Raw genomic sequence first — 15,795 nt, forward strand, 5'->3', positions numbered from 1 at the left:
TCAGTAGAGTTCAGAAGACAGTTGGTTGAGACGATGTCTGTCTTTAACAATACAGATTGCTCTATTTACAAAGCGCTATCATTTGCTTGCATTTTAACCCTACAGAGAGTGAGGAGCAGCTGCTAGGATTAAGACAAAGGAATTCAAAAATTATGCACATATAAAGTGTGTACAACATGGAAAAGCAGAAGATGATCAGCAAATGGCTTTAGCAGTTTTTTATGAGCAGTCTATATTTTGTGATTATACTGATAAAACCATCGCTAAGTATGGCATAGAGTAAAACAACATAACGCTGTACTAATAAGAAAATATATAAAATCGAAAGTAAATGATAATAAAACAAGGAGCACTATATGAAAGCGACTCTCAAAAGTTTACGTGAAACCAAAGCGAACCCAGCAGTGAGTATTTTTGTGAAGACTCACCGAGCACATCCTGCTAACGAACAAGATCCTATTGCCCTCAAAAATCAGTTAAAAGTCGTAGAAGATCGTCTGAATAAAGAGTATGACAAGAGCACAGCGACAATTATCTTGGATAACATTCATGCCAAGACCAACGACTTAAATCATAATTACAACCTCGATACCCTAGCTATATTTGCCAGTACTGATGATGTACAAGTTATCCGTATGCCAATTGACACAACAGAACGCGTGGTAATCTCAGATAGCTTCGCGACGCGCGATTTGGTACGTGACATGGCAAGCGCTGTCCATTATTACACAGTAATTCTAACCCGTGACAAAGCACGTTTAATCGAAGCTTCTAATGACCGTGTCATCAGAGAGTTTGACAAAGATGACGATGCGCAAAACAATATGGAAAATATTCAGTTCCCTGTAGAGAACAACGGACTGTATACAACGGGTGATGGTAGCTCGGATCGTTCATCAAATAACGAAAGCAGCCATCTTAAAGAGTACTTCAACCAAGTTGATAAAAGTGTGCAAGAGCTGTGGGGCGAGCACAAAATGCCACTCGTAATTGTTGGCGACGCAAAAAACATCGGTTACTATAAAGAAGTGTGTGATCGTCCAGACAACATCATTGCCACGGTATCGAACGCTACTAATTTAGAAGATGGTAGTGCCCAGCATATCGTGGACAGTGTACAAGACGCTGTAGAAGATTACCGTACATCATTGCATAAAGCAGCATTGGGTGAAATCGATAAAGCTCGCGGTGCCAATATGTTGCAAACTGACTTGCAGGAAGTATATCGTAGCGCGTTCCAAGGTGCTGGCGAGACTCTTTATGTGCGCCGTGGTTATATACAATCTGCCAAGATCGATGAAAAAGCTCAAACCCTAAGTCTTGCAAGCGATGTCACTGCAGAAGGTGTCACTGACGATGCAGTTGGTGAAATTATCGAGCACGTCATTCATAATGGTGGTGAAGCGGTGTTTATGCCACAAGATATCATGGGTGAAGATCAGCCTATTGCTTTGGTAACTCGTTACTAATTAAACAGGTCATTAATCAAACAGGCATATTTTATTAACGATGCTTATCCATAGATAAGCTATCGGGAATAAGCAATTACGATACAAGAGCGTTGGTTCTATATGGACCAGCGCTCTTTTTTATCATGCTTATTACTCATGTCCATGAGTACACACTATATTGGTTACGGATTCGAAGCACTGGTTCATATTGAGTCAGTGCTTTTTGCTATTTTTCACTTTCTAACAGTCAAATTATCGCAGATAAAGCTAAGTATCGATGCATACTTAGCATGGTTCAGAATAGAGCGATATTTCTCATTATGGTGCACGATGTTCTATGATAGTGCGTTTTTTAATTTACCTAGTAACTAACTTCTATCTTTTATGAACTGCTACTGCCAATCATATCAGAGCCCTATTTTTAGGAGAGTATCGAATTTGCTATTATGTACTCAGCCTATATGTATTAGGCTATAAGCGTCCCTAGAAGTAAATTTATCTTGGAGAAATACGACTAATATAGCGAATTTTTTAGTGAGCTAATTTTAAGTTGTGCGAAAAATAAGAGCCAAATCGATAGTGATGGATAATGACTGGCATACCGCTTGCAGAGTTAATAGTACACGGTTAACTACCGTATGCTATTAATCTAAGAGCTAAAAAAATGCCGTCTAGGGTTCCGATATAGTAGAGGAAGGCTTTCTAAAACTATATGACTGGTCCGAGAGATGGCGGTTCGAAAGAACTACACGGAGGGATAAAAGCCCGGGAGACTCTAAGTGACACTGTTCACTTAAGCTCATAACTGTGGAGTTTTTTATGTCATCCGTTTCAATCACTACTTCCGATAGTTCATATTCAGACCGTTTCACCATGCCTCTACCAGGTGGCCACCATTGGTGTGGACGTATCAACAAAAACACTGTATTAACGCTCAAATCAATGGCAGCCAATGCCAATGCTAGCCTATATGTGGTTAATGCTGATGAGAAGCTTGAACGCTTCAACATGCCAGATAGTCTAAAAGCACAACACACCTTATACCTATCTGAAGGTCACGTACTCTACTCCGATATGGGCCGAGTGCTGGCCTCTATTATCAGCGATGACCATGGCTGGAACGATGCTATTTGTGGCCCTAGCACCGCTGCTATGATCAGCTCACAATATGGCAAAAAAACCTTCCAAGATGCTCGTAACGAGCGCTATCAAAATGGTCTTGACGGACTACTAACAGAGATGTCGAAGTTTGCGCTAAATGAGAGCGATCTTACGGCAACGGTCAATTTATTCTCCAAAGTCATCCCCGATCTACAAGGGCAGCTGTCCTATATCGCTGCTGACAACACCAACCAATCTATCGCCCTACGGTTTGAGATGAATTGCTTAGTATTCATCTGTAACGCCCCGCATCCACTTGATCCATCAGACATCTATGATCCAGCTGATATTGAACTAACCATTCAGCAGGCAGCGCCTATCGTGTCGAAGGCAGAGTTTGATATTTGTCGTGACTCCTGCTCGCAAAACCAACGTGGGTTTGAAAACAATGCACGCTATTTTGGCGACTATACGAACGCCTAACGACAGGCAGTGTTCGATAGTCGAAGGCATTTATTAAGTAAGTGGTTATCAATTTCTAATTTTTGACTGGTAAAACGACTCTATAGGTTCGTGAGCACCATACCTACGTCCATAACCATTCATAGTAACTATTTATAATAACTAAGAGAGCAGACTCATGACAATTAATAATGATATTAAAAATAACGATGAATATACGCAAAATCCAGCCACAACAACTTTAGAGTCAATGGATCTAAAGCAGATCAAGCTGCGTGAAACGTGTGCTGCTGGAGAGGGGTGGATGGCCGAGGTTAAGAAAGACCAGACCTTGCGCATTATAGATGCCGAAGGCAATCAGGCAGTCGATACCTTGTTTATCAGCTGTGCTGATACGGCTGAACGTTATAGTGCCACGGATACCTTGGCACAAAATCAAAAGCTGTTTTTGGAGATGGGCAGTCAGCTATTCACTAATAGAGGGAAAGTTATTGCCACTATCACAGATGACACTTGTGGTCGTCATGATACGTTGGGCGGTGCATGCTCATGTGAGAGCAATACCGTGCGTTACGCTCATGATACTTATCCCATGCATAGCTGCCGTAACAACTTTATGCATACTCTAGCAACGCATTCAGTTGCTCAAAAATATGATCTGAACCTACGTCATGTCGGACCAAACATCAATTTCTTTATGAACGTACCTATTACGCCTGACGGTAGTTTGGCGTTTGATGATGGTATCTCAGCCCCTGGTAAATACGTCGATATCACCGCTCAAATGGACATGATTGTCCTGATATCGAACTGTCCTCAGCTCAACAATCCCTGCAACGGCTATAACCCCACGCCCATTGAGCTGGTGATTTATGAGTAAGTAAGCGATTTTCGAACAAGACGATACTGCCTATTAATGAGAATGCTGAGGAAGTTGTGATGTTTAAAAAAGTATTGATTGCCAATCGCGGTGCTATTGCTTGCCGAATTATACGTACCTTAAAGCAAATGGGTGTCGGCTCAGTCGTTGTCTATACCGATGTAGATCGAGGCTCACTACATGTCAGTCAGGCTGATGAAGCCATAAACATCGGCTCGGGTCCTGCCAGTGATAGCTATCTGAATATGGATAAAGTATTGCAAGCAGCGATAGATTCAGGCGCAGAAGCCATTCATCCTGGCTATGGGTTTTTATCAGAAAACGCTGCATTCTGTGATCGCTGCAGTGATGCTGGAATCGCTTTTATTGGGCCAACCTCTGAGCAGCTGCTGAGCTTTGGGCTCAAGCATACAGCTCGTAAGCTCGCCATTGACAGCCAAGTGCCATTGTTACCCGGTAGCGAGCTGCTACAAGATGTGGACGAAGCATTACGTGAGGCCGAGCGTATTGGTTACCCTGTCATGCTCAAAAGCACTGCAGGCGGCGGCGGTATCGGCATGCGTCTGGTATGGAATGAGGTCGAACTAAAAGATGCTTATGAGTCTGTGCATCATTTGGCACAAAGCAACTTCAGTGATGCTGGGCTATATCTCGAAAAATTTGTAGAGCATGCTCGCCATATCGAAGTGCAAGTATTTGGTGACGGGGCAGGTAATATCATCACCTTAGGAGAGCGTGATTGTTCTATTCAGCGTCGTAATCAAAAAGTGATTGAAGAAACGCCAGCGCCCTTACTATCAGACGTACAAAGACAAAACCTACAAGCGGTGGCGACTAAGCTCATGCAACAGGTCAACTATCGCTCTGCTGGTACCGTGGAGTTTGTGATGGATGTGTCGACGCAAGACTTCTATTTCTTGGAAGTGAACACACGCTTGCAAGTTGAGCATGGTGTCACAGAAGAAATCTATCAAGTGGATTTAGTACGCTGGATGATTGAGCTGGCTGCAGGCGAGTTCGTGTTGCCAGAGTTGCCACTGCGCGCATTAGGACATTCGATTCAGGTGCGTCTGTATGCCGAAGACCCTGTCAAAAGCTTTCAACCAAGCACGGGGATTTTAACGGATGCTTATTTTGACCCAGCCGCTCGAGTTGAAACTTGGATAGAAACAGGCAGTGAAATATCAGCCTTTTATGACCCGATGCTAGCAAAAATAATAGTTACGGCACCTGATCGCAAGCAAGCACTGGAGAAAATGAGCCAAAGTTTGGCCGTGTCACGTATGGCAGGTCTTGAAACCAATCTTGAGTATTTGCAGCAGATAGTGGCTTCAGAGACATTTTATGCAGGCGAGCAGACTACAAGGTTTTTGAACACTTTTACATGGCTCAGTCAAAAAATCGAAGTGTTGCAGTCGGGCGTACAGACGGCCGTACAAGATGTACTCGGCCGAGAAGGTTACTGGGATGTGGGCGTACCTCCATCAGGTGCGATAGATGGTCTGAGTCTCAATACGGGCAATCAGCTGTTGGGTAACCCATTTAACACTGCAGGTCTTGAGTGCGTGGTTACTGGACCGACTTTATTGTTCCATTGCGACAGTCAGATTGCTATTACTGGCGGTAACATGGCCTGTACCTTGGATGGTGTAGAGCAACCAATGTGGCAAACCATTCCTGTACGTAAAGGTCAAAAACTCATTTGTGGCAATATCACCTCAGGTTGCCGAAGCTATATCGCTATCAAAGGTGGCATAGATGTCCCTGAGTATCTAGGCAGTCAAGCGACCTTTAGTTTAGGTCAGTTTGGTGGTCATGCAGGTCGTAACTTACTTATCGGCGACATGCTACCCGTTGTACAGTGCGATACGTCCATTGCTACTAAAGCCTTACCTGCTGCCCAGCAACCGGCGTTTAATGGACTATGGCAAATCGCGGTTATGTATGGACCACATGGCGCGCCAGATTTCTTTACGGATGCTGATGTGACGCAGTTCTTTGAGCATGAATGGGATGTCCATCACAACTCTAGCCGTACTGGTATCCGTCTGGTCGGACCTAAACCTGAATGGGCGCGTGAAGATGGCGGCGAGGCAGGGCTACACCCCTCAAATATCCATGACAATGCCTATGCTGTTGGTGCGATTGACTTCACAGGTGACATGCCGATCATTCTAGGACCTGATGGACCAAGCCTCGGTGGCTTTGTGTGTTTAAGCGTCATTGTCGCAGGTGAGCGCTGGAAAATGGGACAGCTCAAAGCAGGTGATCGAGTGCAGTTTGTCCCTGTCAGCTACGATCAAGCTGCACAACTACATCAGCGTTACGATGACATGCTACGGGCTGATCACTGTGATTTGGTGGATTATGATTTACCTATTCATACAGAAAAAGTAACATTGCAAACAGCCATATTAGACACTTTACCCATCAATAATGACCAACCAAAAGTGGTGTATCGTCCTGCTGGAGACAGCTATATATTGATTGAGTACGGCGAGCAGGTGCTTGATTTGCAACTGCGCTTCCGCGTCCAGGCATTGATGGAGTGCCTACAAGCACAGCATATCGATGCCATTATCGATATGACGCCAGGTATTCGCTCACTATTAGTGCATTACCATTCATTGAAATTGCCACAGGCAGCACTGCTGGCAATCCTCAAGCAAGCAGAAAGCGCGTTACCCGATATTAAACATATGCAAGTACCGTCCAGAATTGTCCATCTTCCCATGGCGTGGGCTGACTCTCAGACTAAGCTAGCAACGGAGAAGTATCAGCAACTTGTCTATCCTGACGCACCTTGGTGCCCCGATAATATCGAGTTTATCAGACGTATCAATGGCTTGGCCTCTGCCCAAGCGGTCAAAGATATTGTCTATGATGCCAGCTATTTGGTTATGGGTCTTGGTGATGTCTATTTGGGTGCGCCTGTTGCCACACCGCTCGATCCCAGACATCGTTTGGTCACTACCAAATACAATCCTGCCAGAACATGGACACCAGAGAATGCGGTGGGTATCGGTGGCGCTTATATGTGCATCTACGGTATGGAAGGCCCAGGCGGCTATCAGTTCGTCGGTAGGACGCTACAAATCTGGAACCGCTATCGCTCACATCCAAGCTTTGAAGCCGAAAAACCATGGCTGCTACGATTCTTTGATCAAATTCGCTTTTATGAAGTTAGTGAAGAAGAACTGTTATTAATGCGAACTGCCTTTAAAGCAGGTGAACTATCTATTGAGGTTGAGGATAGTGTGTTAAACCTCGCTGAGTATTACGAGATGTTGAGTGAAAACAAGGATAGTATTCAGACGTTCAAAGATCAGCAGCAAGCCAACTTTGATGCAGAGCGACAACGCTGGAAGCAGCAAGGACTTGATCAGTATGTTGGCGAAGATATCGACGCGGTAGAAGTATCATCAGAGGTCTCTGTACCTGAGGGCGGAGTAGTCGTTAAAGCTCATATGATGGGCAGTGTCTGGAAGATTTCTTGCGCGGTAGGTGATGTAGTCGATGAGGGGCAGACTCTAGCAATCATAGAGGCTATGAAAATTGAGATACCAATTGTCTCACCCGTTGCGATGCAGGTGGTGAGTATTGAAATTGAGATTGGTACTACAGTGAAACCCGAGCAGCCTTTATTTGTACTTGCACCCATTACTGCTCACGAGACATTGGTGGCAGACTCAGACATACACGAAGAAAGCTGATGCTGTACGGACTCATCTAGCCGATAGTGAGATAGCAAAACAACGATAAAAATGGCGAAGAATAATAGAGAGAGCAACTATGCAAAAGAATTGGACGATCAAAGATTGGCAAAGCGCTTATGCCGAAGGAACGACCCAGCTAAGTGATCTATTAGATTATGTGGCGGGTATTAGTAATGATAATAATGCTTGGATTGAGATTGCGACTCCTGAGCAGCTGACCGCTCAGATTGACAGTATCGCCACGCAAAACTCCCAAGACTTACCGCTATACGGCATACCGTTTGCGGTAAAAGACAACATCGATGTGGCAGGGTTTCATACCACGGCAGGATGTACAGATCCTTTGTATTTGGCTGACAAAGACGCACATGTGATTGCCAAGCTCAAGTCGGCAGGCGCTATCGTCATCGGCAAAACCAATCTTGACCAGTTCGCGACAGGACTGGTAGGTACGCGCTCACCTTATGGGGCGGTGGCCAACAGTTTCAATCCTGACTATATCAGTGGTGGCTCAAGCTCAGGCTCTGCGGTCAGTGTGGCAAATGGCATCGTGGCTTTTGCATTAGGAACGGACACGGCAGGCTCTGGACGTGTACCTGCGGGTCACAACAACATAGTGGGTTTGAAGCCTACAAAAGGCTGGTTCTCCAGTACGGGTCTCATTCCAGCGTGTCGATTACATGATGTGATTTCTATTTTTGCGCTGGGTGTTGATGATGCGTGGCAAGTAGCTCAGCTAATGAAAGGCTACGATAAAGAGGATGATTACAGTCGTACCCATCCTGCCACTGCGCCAGTCGCCTTTAGTCTTGGCAAAATTGCTATCCCTGATACCTTAGAGTTTTACGGCGATACCGAGTCAGAGCAGGCTTTTGAGATAGCCATCTCGCAGCTACAGACGATGGGTTATGAGATCACACCGATAGACTTTACCGTCTTCAATGAGTTAGCAGATGCACTTTATAACGACAGCTGGGTTAGTGAACGCACCTTTGCCATTGATCAGCTCGTCGAGCGCGATGCGCTACTACCTGTCACTCGCCAAATCATCAGTCAAGCTGAGAACTACAATGCGGTTGATGCGATGAGTGCTGAGTATTCTCGTGCTGCATTAAGTCGCCGTATTCAACAAACGCTATCTAAATTTGATGCCTTAATGGTGCCAACCGCACCAACCATCTATACCATCGATGCGGTCAATGCTGACCCGTTAACGAAAAATAGTCACATGGGTGCTTATACTAATTTTGTGAATCTAGCGGACTTGTCGGCGTTGGCGTTGCCGAATCTAATCGCTAGAGATGGCCTGCCACGCGGTGTGACCTTTATCGCTATGGGCTGGCATGATGAAGCCTTAGCCAACTTTGGGCATCAATGGCAAACCGCTCTGGATATACCAATGGGAACCTCTCACCATCATTATCACTCCGGCACCTCTCAAACCCAAACCGCTCAATCTAATCAACCACAATCGCTTATTCCACTGAGCACAGATGATAGTGATAGTAGTGTAGCACTAGCAGTGGTTGGTGCGCATTTGAGTGGTATGCCACTCAACTATCAGCTGACCGATAGAGGCGGTGTATTGTCTGAGCAAACCCAAACGGCACATGCCTATCAGCTCTTTGCATTGGCAGGATCGACACCTGCCAAACCGGGACTGAGACGCCATGACGAAGGACGCTCGATTGCAGTAGAAGTCTGGCGAATCCCCAAAGCAAAATTTGGTGACATCGTCAACGAAGTGCCTGCACCATTAGGCATCGGCAATGTCGAATTGGCAGATGGACGCTGGGTCAAAAGCTTTATTTGTGAAGAGTACGGATTTGAAGGTGGTACGAATGTGACCGAGTTTGGTGGTTGGAAATCTTATATAGCTGAACAATCAGAGTCCGTAACTTATATCAAATAACTCTAATCATTATCCGAAAACAGTAACGCAAGCAATGCCGATATCTCTCATGGTATTGCATAACAATAATCAACGGACATTCCCATAATGGGCCTGTCTTTATTCAAGGAGCAAGACTCATGAATCGACGCTTATTTACTTTTGCGGTTTTCTCAAGCTTTATGCTATTTGGTTGTGACAACACGGCTACCGTATCAGCACCTGAAGGGGAGGCAGCACCAGAAAAAGTCACTGCCTCAAATGACGAACCAATCTCTATCGGTTACAGTGATTGGCCTGGCTGGGTAGCGTGGCAGATTGCAATTGATAAAGGCTGGTTTGATGAAGCTGGCGTCAATGTTGAATTTAAATGGTTTGATTATTCTGCTTCGTTATCTGCTTTTGCCTCTAATCAGCTGGACGCCATTTCTGTGACCAATGGCGACAATTTAGTCAACGCTGCGAGTGGTAGTGAGGGCATTATTATCTTGGTTAACGACTATTCAGCAGGTAATGACCAGATCATTGCTAAACCGTCGGTCACTAGCATAGCGGACCTAAAAGGCAAATCAATCGGTGTTGAAAAAGGCTTGGTAGATCATTTGCTGCTCAATAGCGCGCTGGCCGATAACGGGTTGACAGAGGCTGATGTGACACTGGTCAATGCCACCACAAACGAGTTACCACAAGTCTTCACAAATGAGAGTATTGACGCCGTCTCCATCTGGCAACCCAATGCCAATCAAGCCCTAAAAAATGTGCCAAGTGCAAAGGCTATCTATACCTCAGCGGATAAGCCGGGTCTTATTTATGACACGTTAGCCGTCAGTCCCGCCAGCCTATCTGAGCACAAGGCAGAGTACGCCAAAATCATCCAAGTGTGGGGCAAGGTCGTCAACTATATCAATGATCCAGCGACTAGAGATGATGCGATTAGCATTATGTCTAACAAGGTCAACGTGCCTGCTGATCAATATAGTGCCTTCTTGAATGGGACAAAACTGATGGGTCTTGAAGATAACAAGAGAATCTTTGCAAAATCTGATGAGCTCAGCTCTATCTATGGATCTAGCTATCATGTCAATCAGTTCAATATTGACAATCAGATTTATGATCAAAAGCTTGATATCGATAAATTGATCTATCCTGACTTGATTAATCAGTAAGGATAAGTGCCGTTTTATCTATTGCAAAGGCAGTGGTTGTTGAGTCTTCATCATCGTTTTAGAGGGTAGCCCATGAGTCATATCAACACATATCTAACCAAGAAAACCACTCTTGGGCTCAATGTACTCTCATTTTTGATTCCGATCTTACTATGGTGTGCGGTCAGCTACCTTCCTTTTATCTGGCATCCACAAGTTGAGATTACCGATGCTGGCGCGAGTACTTATCTACAAGAGGGTAGCCGCATTGATAAAGAGGTATTTTACCGCGAAGCACAAGATGCGATGGCCTCTGATGCAGCACCACCGCAAGGAAAACTGGTCAATCCTGTCTACTTGCCAGCACCGGATGAGGTAGCCACAGCGATGGTCACTGCCTTCGTCAACCCGCCTGCGCAAGCGGATGGGCCGTGGTTACATGAGAGTCTCTGGCAGAGTATCCGTACGGTATTTATCGCTTTTTTTATCTCATCTATCGTCGGTATTCCGTTAGGGCTGCTGTGCGGATTTTCTCAAAAAATTGCACAAATTACTCAGCCCTTCGTAGAGTTCTTTCGCTATCTACCAGCACCCGCATTTGGACCTTTGGCCGTGGCAGTGCTTGGTATCTACGATGGACCAAAAATTGCCATCATCGTGATTGGGACTCTATTTCAACAGATTCTAATCATTGCAAATACCACGCGTACCATGGATCTTGGTTTGATTGAGGCAGGCTACACGCTAGGCACGACCAAACTAAAAAGTTTCTTTTATGTACTGCTGCCTGCCGTCTTGCCCGACGTCTATCGAGACCTGCGTGTTCTACTCGGCTGGGCATGGACATATTTGATTGTTGCTGAACTGATAGGGACGACATCAGGTATTACTTGGTTTATTGTGCAACAAGCCCGCTACCAGCATTTTGATAACGTCTATGCAGGTATTCTACTCATTGGGTTTATCGGTTTAGGTACAGATATCTTGTTGTACCAGCTCGGTAAAAAACTCTTCAAATGGAAAGCGAGTATTTAAATGATAAATAACGATATGGTCTCTTCCGTCCCTACACATAGTGCTCGCACCACCCATAGCGGTGCCACTGACTATTTCAAAGCTTTGTATCAGAGAAATGTAGTGTTGCAAGTTGAGCAATTGACACAGTCGTTCGATCAAGGTGGTAGCCAAAAAGTAATATTGAAAGATGTCAGCCTAAAAATCTATGAGCGTGAGTTTGTATGTGTGATTGGTCCTTCTGGTTGCGGCAAGTCAACACTGGGGCGTATCGTTGCAGGCTTAGATGCGTATCCTAGCGGCGAGGTAGTCGTTGATAAAGAAAAAGTCAAAGGCCCAAGTGCTAGCCGTGGCATGGTTTTTCAAGGCTATACGTTATTTCCTTGGAAAACAGTCAAAGAAAATGTGATGTTTGGTCCTATCATGGGTGGCCGTAGTAAGTCGAGCGCAGAGCGTAGTGCCCGTGAGTGGCTAGATGTGGTCGGACTGACTAAGTACGAAAACCACTATCCACACCAGCTGTCTGGCGGTATGAAGCAGCGTGTTGCGATTGCGCGCGCACTGGTCAACGAGCCAAAGGTGTTGATCATGGATGAGCCATTTGGTGCACTTGATCCTTATACACGTCAAAAAATGCAAAAGCATCTACTAGATCTATGGCGTAATATTGATATTACCATCGTATTTATTACGCATGATATGGATGAGGCGGTGTTACTGTCAGATCGTATCGTGGTACTCAAGGCAAATCCAGGAGAGGTTCAAGAGATTATTGAAGTACCGCTCGCACGGCCTCGTTCTCCCGATATTGTGACAGACAGTCGTTTTTTACAACTAAAAGCACGTATCAATAGCATCGTTCATAACCCACAACCTGTCATTGACCCTGCATTGACAGATATGCCAGATATCCCGCGCATGACCCCTTTGGACAAACACAAATCCGTAACATAGCTATTTGTCTTAAGTTGAAAAAGGCAGTGTTCGGTCTCCGTTCTAACCTGCACAATCGTTGCTAGCCATATAGCGCAGCGGTTGTGCTCTATTATCATTAGTCACAAAAGCTGTGATGGGTTTATCGGTTTTGCTTAGCAATACTACTACGAGTTATCTCTGATTAACTGCTGCTGATAAATACGACTGCTGTTATACTCAGTAGCGTATTCATCTGCTTGCTGATCTATTTATGACGAACAAATTTATGACTACCAACTCTTTTGTGTTGACCAGCTACAATATTCACAAAGGCATGTCACCACTAAACCGCCAAGTAAAAATGCAAGGTATTGCCAAAGCGCTAGAGGCTGTCGGTGCAGATATACTGTGTCTGCAAGAAGTGCAGGGACAGAACCTAAAGCGCAACATGCAATACAACGAATACCCAAATCAGTCGCAGCATGAATGGTTTGGTGAGTTTTTAGATCTAGAAAACAGCTACGGTAAAAACTCAGAATACGAGAATGGTCATCATGGCAATGCCGTATTAAGCCGATTCCCGTTAGATCCAAAACACAACGTCAATATTACCGTCAATAAACTTGAGCAACGCGGCGTCTTACACTGTGAAGTACAGCCTAATGGTTGGGAGCGACCGGTCGTTGTATTATGCGCGCATCTCAATTTGTTTGAGCGTGATCGTATCAAACAGTATCAAGCGATCAGCGACTATGTGCGACATGAGATCGCGCCTGATCAGCCGCTTATATTGGCAGGTGATTTTAATGACTGGAAAAAGATGTCTTGTGACAAGCTTGCGACCGAGCTGGGTATGATAGAAGCGTTTAAGGATTGTCACGGTAAACTATTACCGACGTTTCCAGCAAAACTGCCAGTACTCAGCCTAGATCGTATCTATGTGCGTAATTTGATAGTCAAAGATGCGTGGGTACACACTGGTAAGCCTTGGTCGGCACTATCAGACCATCTACCGATTAGCGCAGAATTGGCCTTGCCATAAAACAGCATTACCGTACCAAAAAAACAATGAGAAACGCGCTATCAAACAAAGCTTCTGTAAGAAAAGCTCGATTACATAAAGTGCTAGTCAATAAATGGGTAAAAAATAAATTGCCCGATAATATATAAGGATATATAACGATGTCTAATAATCAAATACCGAACACTCAGCATGCAGTACTCATACGCGAATTTGGTGAGCCTGAAGTCATGCAATATCAAGATGGTGTGGCAGTACCAGAGCTGGCCGATGAGCAAGTATTGATAAAAATTGCCTATGCTGGTATCAACCCTGTGGACTATAAGACGCGGCAAGGTAAAGGGTGGGGAGCGACTGCTATCCAAACAGAAAAATTCGACAATGACCAGCCTGCAATTTTAGGATTTGATGTAGCAGGCGAGGTCGTCAGCAGTAATAGCGACCAGTTTGCTATCGGTGATAGAGTGGCTGCTTTGAGCTTTAGTGGTTGTGGCTATGCACAATATGCCGCAGTAGATGCCAAGTTGCTTGCAAAAGTACCAGAAAGTGTCACGCTGGAGCAAGCGGGGGGGTTGCCTTGTATTGGTCAAACCGCATTACAGTTTGTAGATTTTGCGGATATAAAAGCAGGCGAGCACGTGGTAATTAATGCACCAGCAGGCGGCGTTGGTCATTTATTGATTCAATTACTTATGAACAAAGTGGCGCAAGATAATATCAAAGTAACAGTTATTTGCTCACCAGAAAAGTACGCTAAGCTTGATGAGTTGATAGAGGTATCTAAGCTGGCAGGCTGGATTGATTACACCAAGGATGAGGATTTTCCTGAGCTGCAAGCGGATGTGCTGTTAGATTTGGTCGGCGGTGATGCAGGGATACGCGCACTTAGCGTGATGAAGCCTGAAGGTCATGTCTATGTATTACCCACCATTTGGGTAGATAAGCTCAAAGAAGCCGGCAGTCAAAAAAACCTAAACGTGGCAGGTTATAAGTCGCAACGTAACGGTGAAGATATGGCACGTGTTTTACAGCAAGTTGCTGATGGTAAGCTGATTTTGAAGATTCAAAAGATCTATCCATTATCTGAAGTCGTTGCCGCTCACCATGAGCTACAAAAAGGCGATTCTTTTGGCAAAATTGTCTTGTCAGCTGCTGATTGAATGTCAAGATCGCTCGAGTATTAGGCAGTATTTAGTCAGGTTTATTAGTAATGGGATTTCTGTTGAAACCTAATAAAACCAACTGATGACTTAATAAATCATACGAAAGTTTTATGTTGGACAACAGAACACCCCTGTAGTCGCCCCTTGTTTATCATAAGATAGAAAGTGAACGATACTAATAAAGGGACTAATATGACTACTAACGAAAAAACAAATGATCACATTGCTTATGAAGCCAAAGTCCGTGAAGACATAGAAGCGTGGAAAAACCCTGATAAAAGCGTACTTGATAAAGCGCTGTCCGTTATCAACAAACCTATTGTTGAAGCAGGTGACGCGCTTATGAGTATGCCGCAATTCGGTGATGCGCTGACAAAAGCCACAGAGCAGTCTATCACCGCTTTGAGTAATGCCGCAAACTGGACATTGAATACCCAGGACGTCATCAATACTTATCAAAACGAGTCTGATATCGCAGGCTCTTCTATCACTACATTCTCTGATATTGAACGCTTACCGATTGCTGTCGTTGATAAACAGGTTGAATTGTTTAAAAGTAAATATGTGGCTTTAACGAGTGCTCAGGGGGTGACCACTGGAGTCGCCGGGTGGGTAGGTATACCTGCTGACGTGGTCGGTCTCATTACGGCAAATCTACGTGCGATTGGTGAGTATGCGACTTACTATGGTTTTGATATTAATAATAAAGGCGAGCAGTTGTTTGCCATGTCTTTGTTAGCGGTGGCGACGTCTGCATCTGCCGAGGAGCGCAAAGCTGCTTTGGATAATACTGATGCAATGGTCAAAGATCCGCAGACGCAGGCATTTAACCAAGTTAATGAAGAGGTAATGTCGCGGGTAGTACGTCAAACGGCAACCAAAGTGGCGACCAATATGGTCAAAACAAAAGCAGCACAGATTATCCCAACAGTGGGTGCGGTGGTCGCAGGCGGTGTCAACGCCAGCTATACTGCCAGTGTTTGTGAGGCGGCGCACCAATGCTACAGAGAGCGTTTTTTGGATCGCCGTGTATAGT

General features: G+C 44.9%; 11 protein-coding genes and 1 riboswitch. All 11 genes read left to right on the forward strand.

What is annotated here, in order from left to right; all coding sequences use genetic code 11:
* Window positions 1–356: 356 nt before the first annotated feature.
* The 11 genes from ACTXGL_RS03970 to ACTXGL_RS04020 all read left to right on the forward strand — a co-directional run bounded on the left by ACTXGL_RS03970 (window position 357) and on the right by ACTXGL_RS04020 (window position 15,794).
* Window positions 357–1,469, forward strand: a complete 1,113-nt coding sequence (locus tag ACTXGL_RS03970; RefSeq protein WP_443525030.1) for an AOC03_06830 family ribosome hibernation factor — start codon at window positions 357–359, stop codon at window positions 1,467–1,469.
* 642 nt (window positions 1,470–2,111) lie between these two features.
* A riboswitch (guanidine-I (ykkC/yxkD leader) is annotated at window positions 2,112–2,225 on the forward strand.
* A gap of 45 nt (window positions 2,226–2,270) precedes the next feature.
* Entirely contained in the window at window positions 2,271–3,035 is a 765-nt protein-coding gene (locus tag ACTXGL_RS03975) for an urea amidolyase associated protein UAAP1 (protein ID WP_443525032.1), read from the forward strand.
* A 229-nt stretch (window positions 3,036–3,264) separates the two neighbouring features.
* Window positions 3,265–3,894: an urea amidolyase associated protein UAAP2 gene (locus ACTXGL_RS03980; protein WP_443525535.1), complete on the forward strand. Its 630-nt coding sequence runs from the start codon at window positions 3,265–3,267 to the stop codon at window positions 3,892–3,894.
* Window positions 3,895–3,953: 59 nt separating this feature from the next.
* Window positions 3,954–7,607 (forward strand): urea carboxylase, encoded by a 3,654-nt coding sequence (uca, locus tag ACTXGL_RS03985; RefSeq protein ID WP_443525034.1) that lies wholly within the window; start codon window positions 3,954–3,956, stop codon window positions 7,605–7,607.
* A 79-nt stretch (window positions 7,608–7,686) separates the two neighbouring features.
* Window positions 7,687–9,522 (forward strand): allophanate hydrolase, encoded by a 1,836-nt coding sequence (atzF, locus tag ACTXGL_RS03990; RefSeq protein WP_443525036.1) that lies wholly within the window; start codon window positions 7,687–7,689, stop codon window positions 9,520–9,522.
* A 119-nt stretch (window positions 9,523–9,641) separates the two neighbouring features.
* Entirely contained in the window at window positions 9,642–10,667 is a 1,026-nt protein-coding gene (locus ACTXGL_RS03995; protein WP_443525037.1) for an ABC transporter substrate-binding protein, read from the forward strand.
* 72 nt (window positions 10,668–10,739) lie between these two features.
* Window positions 10,740–11,681 carry an ABC transporter permease gene (locus ACTXGL_RS04000; protein WP_443525039.1) on the forward strand — a complete coding sequence of 314 codons (942 nt, stop codon included), beginning with the start codon at window positions 10,740–10,742 and terminating at the stop codon, window positions 11,679–11,681.
* A 15-nt stretch (window positions 11,682–11,696) separates the two neighbouring features.
* Window positions 11,697–12,614 carry an ABC transporter ATP-binding protein gene (locus tag ACTXGL_RS04005; protein ID WP_443525537.1) on the forward strand — a complete coding sequence of 306 codons (918 nt, stop codon included), beginning with the start codon at window positions 11,697–11,699 and terminating at the stop codon, window positions 12,612–12,614.
* Window positions 12,615–12,861: 247 nt separating this feature from the next.
* Entirely contained in the window at window positions 12,862–13,617 is a 756-nt protein-coding gene (locus ACTXGL_RS04010; RefSeq protein ID WP_443525041.1) for an endonuclease/exonuclease/phosphatase family protein, read from the forward strand.
* A gap of 140 nt (window positions 13,618–13,757) precedes the next feature.
* Window positions 13,758–14,756, forward strand: a complete 999-nt coding sequence (locus ACTXGL_RS04015; RefSeq protein ID WP_443525043.1) for an NADP-dependent oxidoreductase — start codon at window positions 13,758–13,760, stop codon at window positions 14,754–14,756.
* Between the two features lie 195 nt (window positions 14,757–14,951).
* On the forward strand, window positions 14,952–15,794 hold the full coding sequence (locus ACTXGL_RS04020) for an EcsC family protein (RefSeq protein ID WP_443525045.1): 843 nt from the start codon (window positions 14,952–14,954) through the stop codon (window positions 15,792–15,794).
* Window position 15,795: the final 1 nt, after the last annotated feature.

The organism is Psychrobacter sp. T6-6, assembly GCF_052258185.1.
GTDB lineage: Bacteria > Pseudomonadota > Gammaproteobacteria > Pseudomonadales > Moraxellaceae > Psychrobacter.

Bases quoted from the DNA above. Each gene is read 5' to 3' on its own strand.
- ACTXGL_RS03970 (WP_443525030.1), top strand. From the start codon at position 357: ATGAAAGCGACTCTCAAAAGTTTACGTGAAACCAAAGCGAACCCAGCA.
- ACTXGL_RS03975 (WP_443525032.1), top strand. From the start codon at position 2,271: ATGTCATCCGTTTCAATCACTACTTCCGATAGTTCATATTCAGACCGT.
- ACTXGL_RS03980 (WP_443525535.1), top strand. From the start codon at position 3,265: ATGGATCTAAAGCAGATCAAGCTGCGTGAAACGTGTGCTGCTGGAGAG.
- uca (WP_443525034.1), top strand. From the start codon at position 3,954: ATGTTTAAAAAAGTATTGATTGCCAATCGCGGTGCTATTGCTTGCCGA.
- atzF (WP_443525036.1), top strand. From the start codon at position 7,687: ATGCAAAAGAATTGGACGATCAAAGATTGGCAAAGCGCTTATGCCGAA.
- ACTXGL_RS03995 (WP_443525037.1), top strand. From the start codon at position 9,642: ATGAATCGACGCTTATTTACTTTTGCGGTTTTCTCAAGCTTTATGCTA.
- ACTXGL_RS04000 (WP_443525039.1), top strand. From the start codon at position 10,740: ATGAGTCATATCAACACATATCTAACCAAGAAAACCACTCTTGGGCTC.
- ACTXGL_RS04005 (WP_443525537.1), top strand. From the start codon at position 11,697: ATGGTCTCTTCCGTCCCTACACATAGTGCTCGCACCACCCATAGCGGT.
- ACTXGL_RS04010 (WP_443525041.1), top strand. From the start codon at position 12,862: ATGACTACCAACTCTTTTGTGTTGACCAGCTACAATATTCACAAAGGC.
- ACTXGL_RS04015 (WP_443525043.1), top strand. From the start codon at position 13,758: ATGTCTAATAATCAAATACCGAACACTCAGCATGCAGTACTCATACGC.
- ACTXGL_RS04020 (WP_443525045.1), top strand. From the start codon at position 14,952: ATGACTACTAACGAAAAAACAAATGATCACATTGCTTATGAAGCCAAA.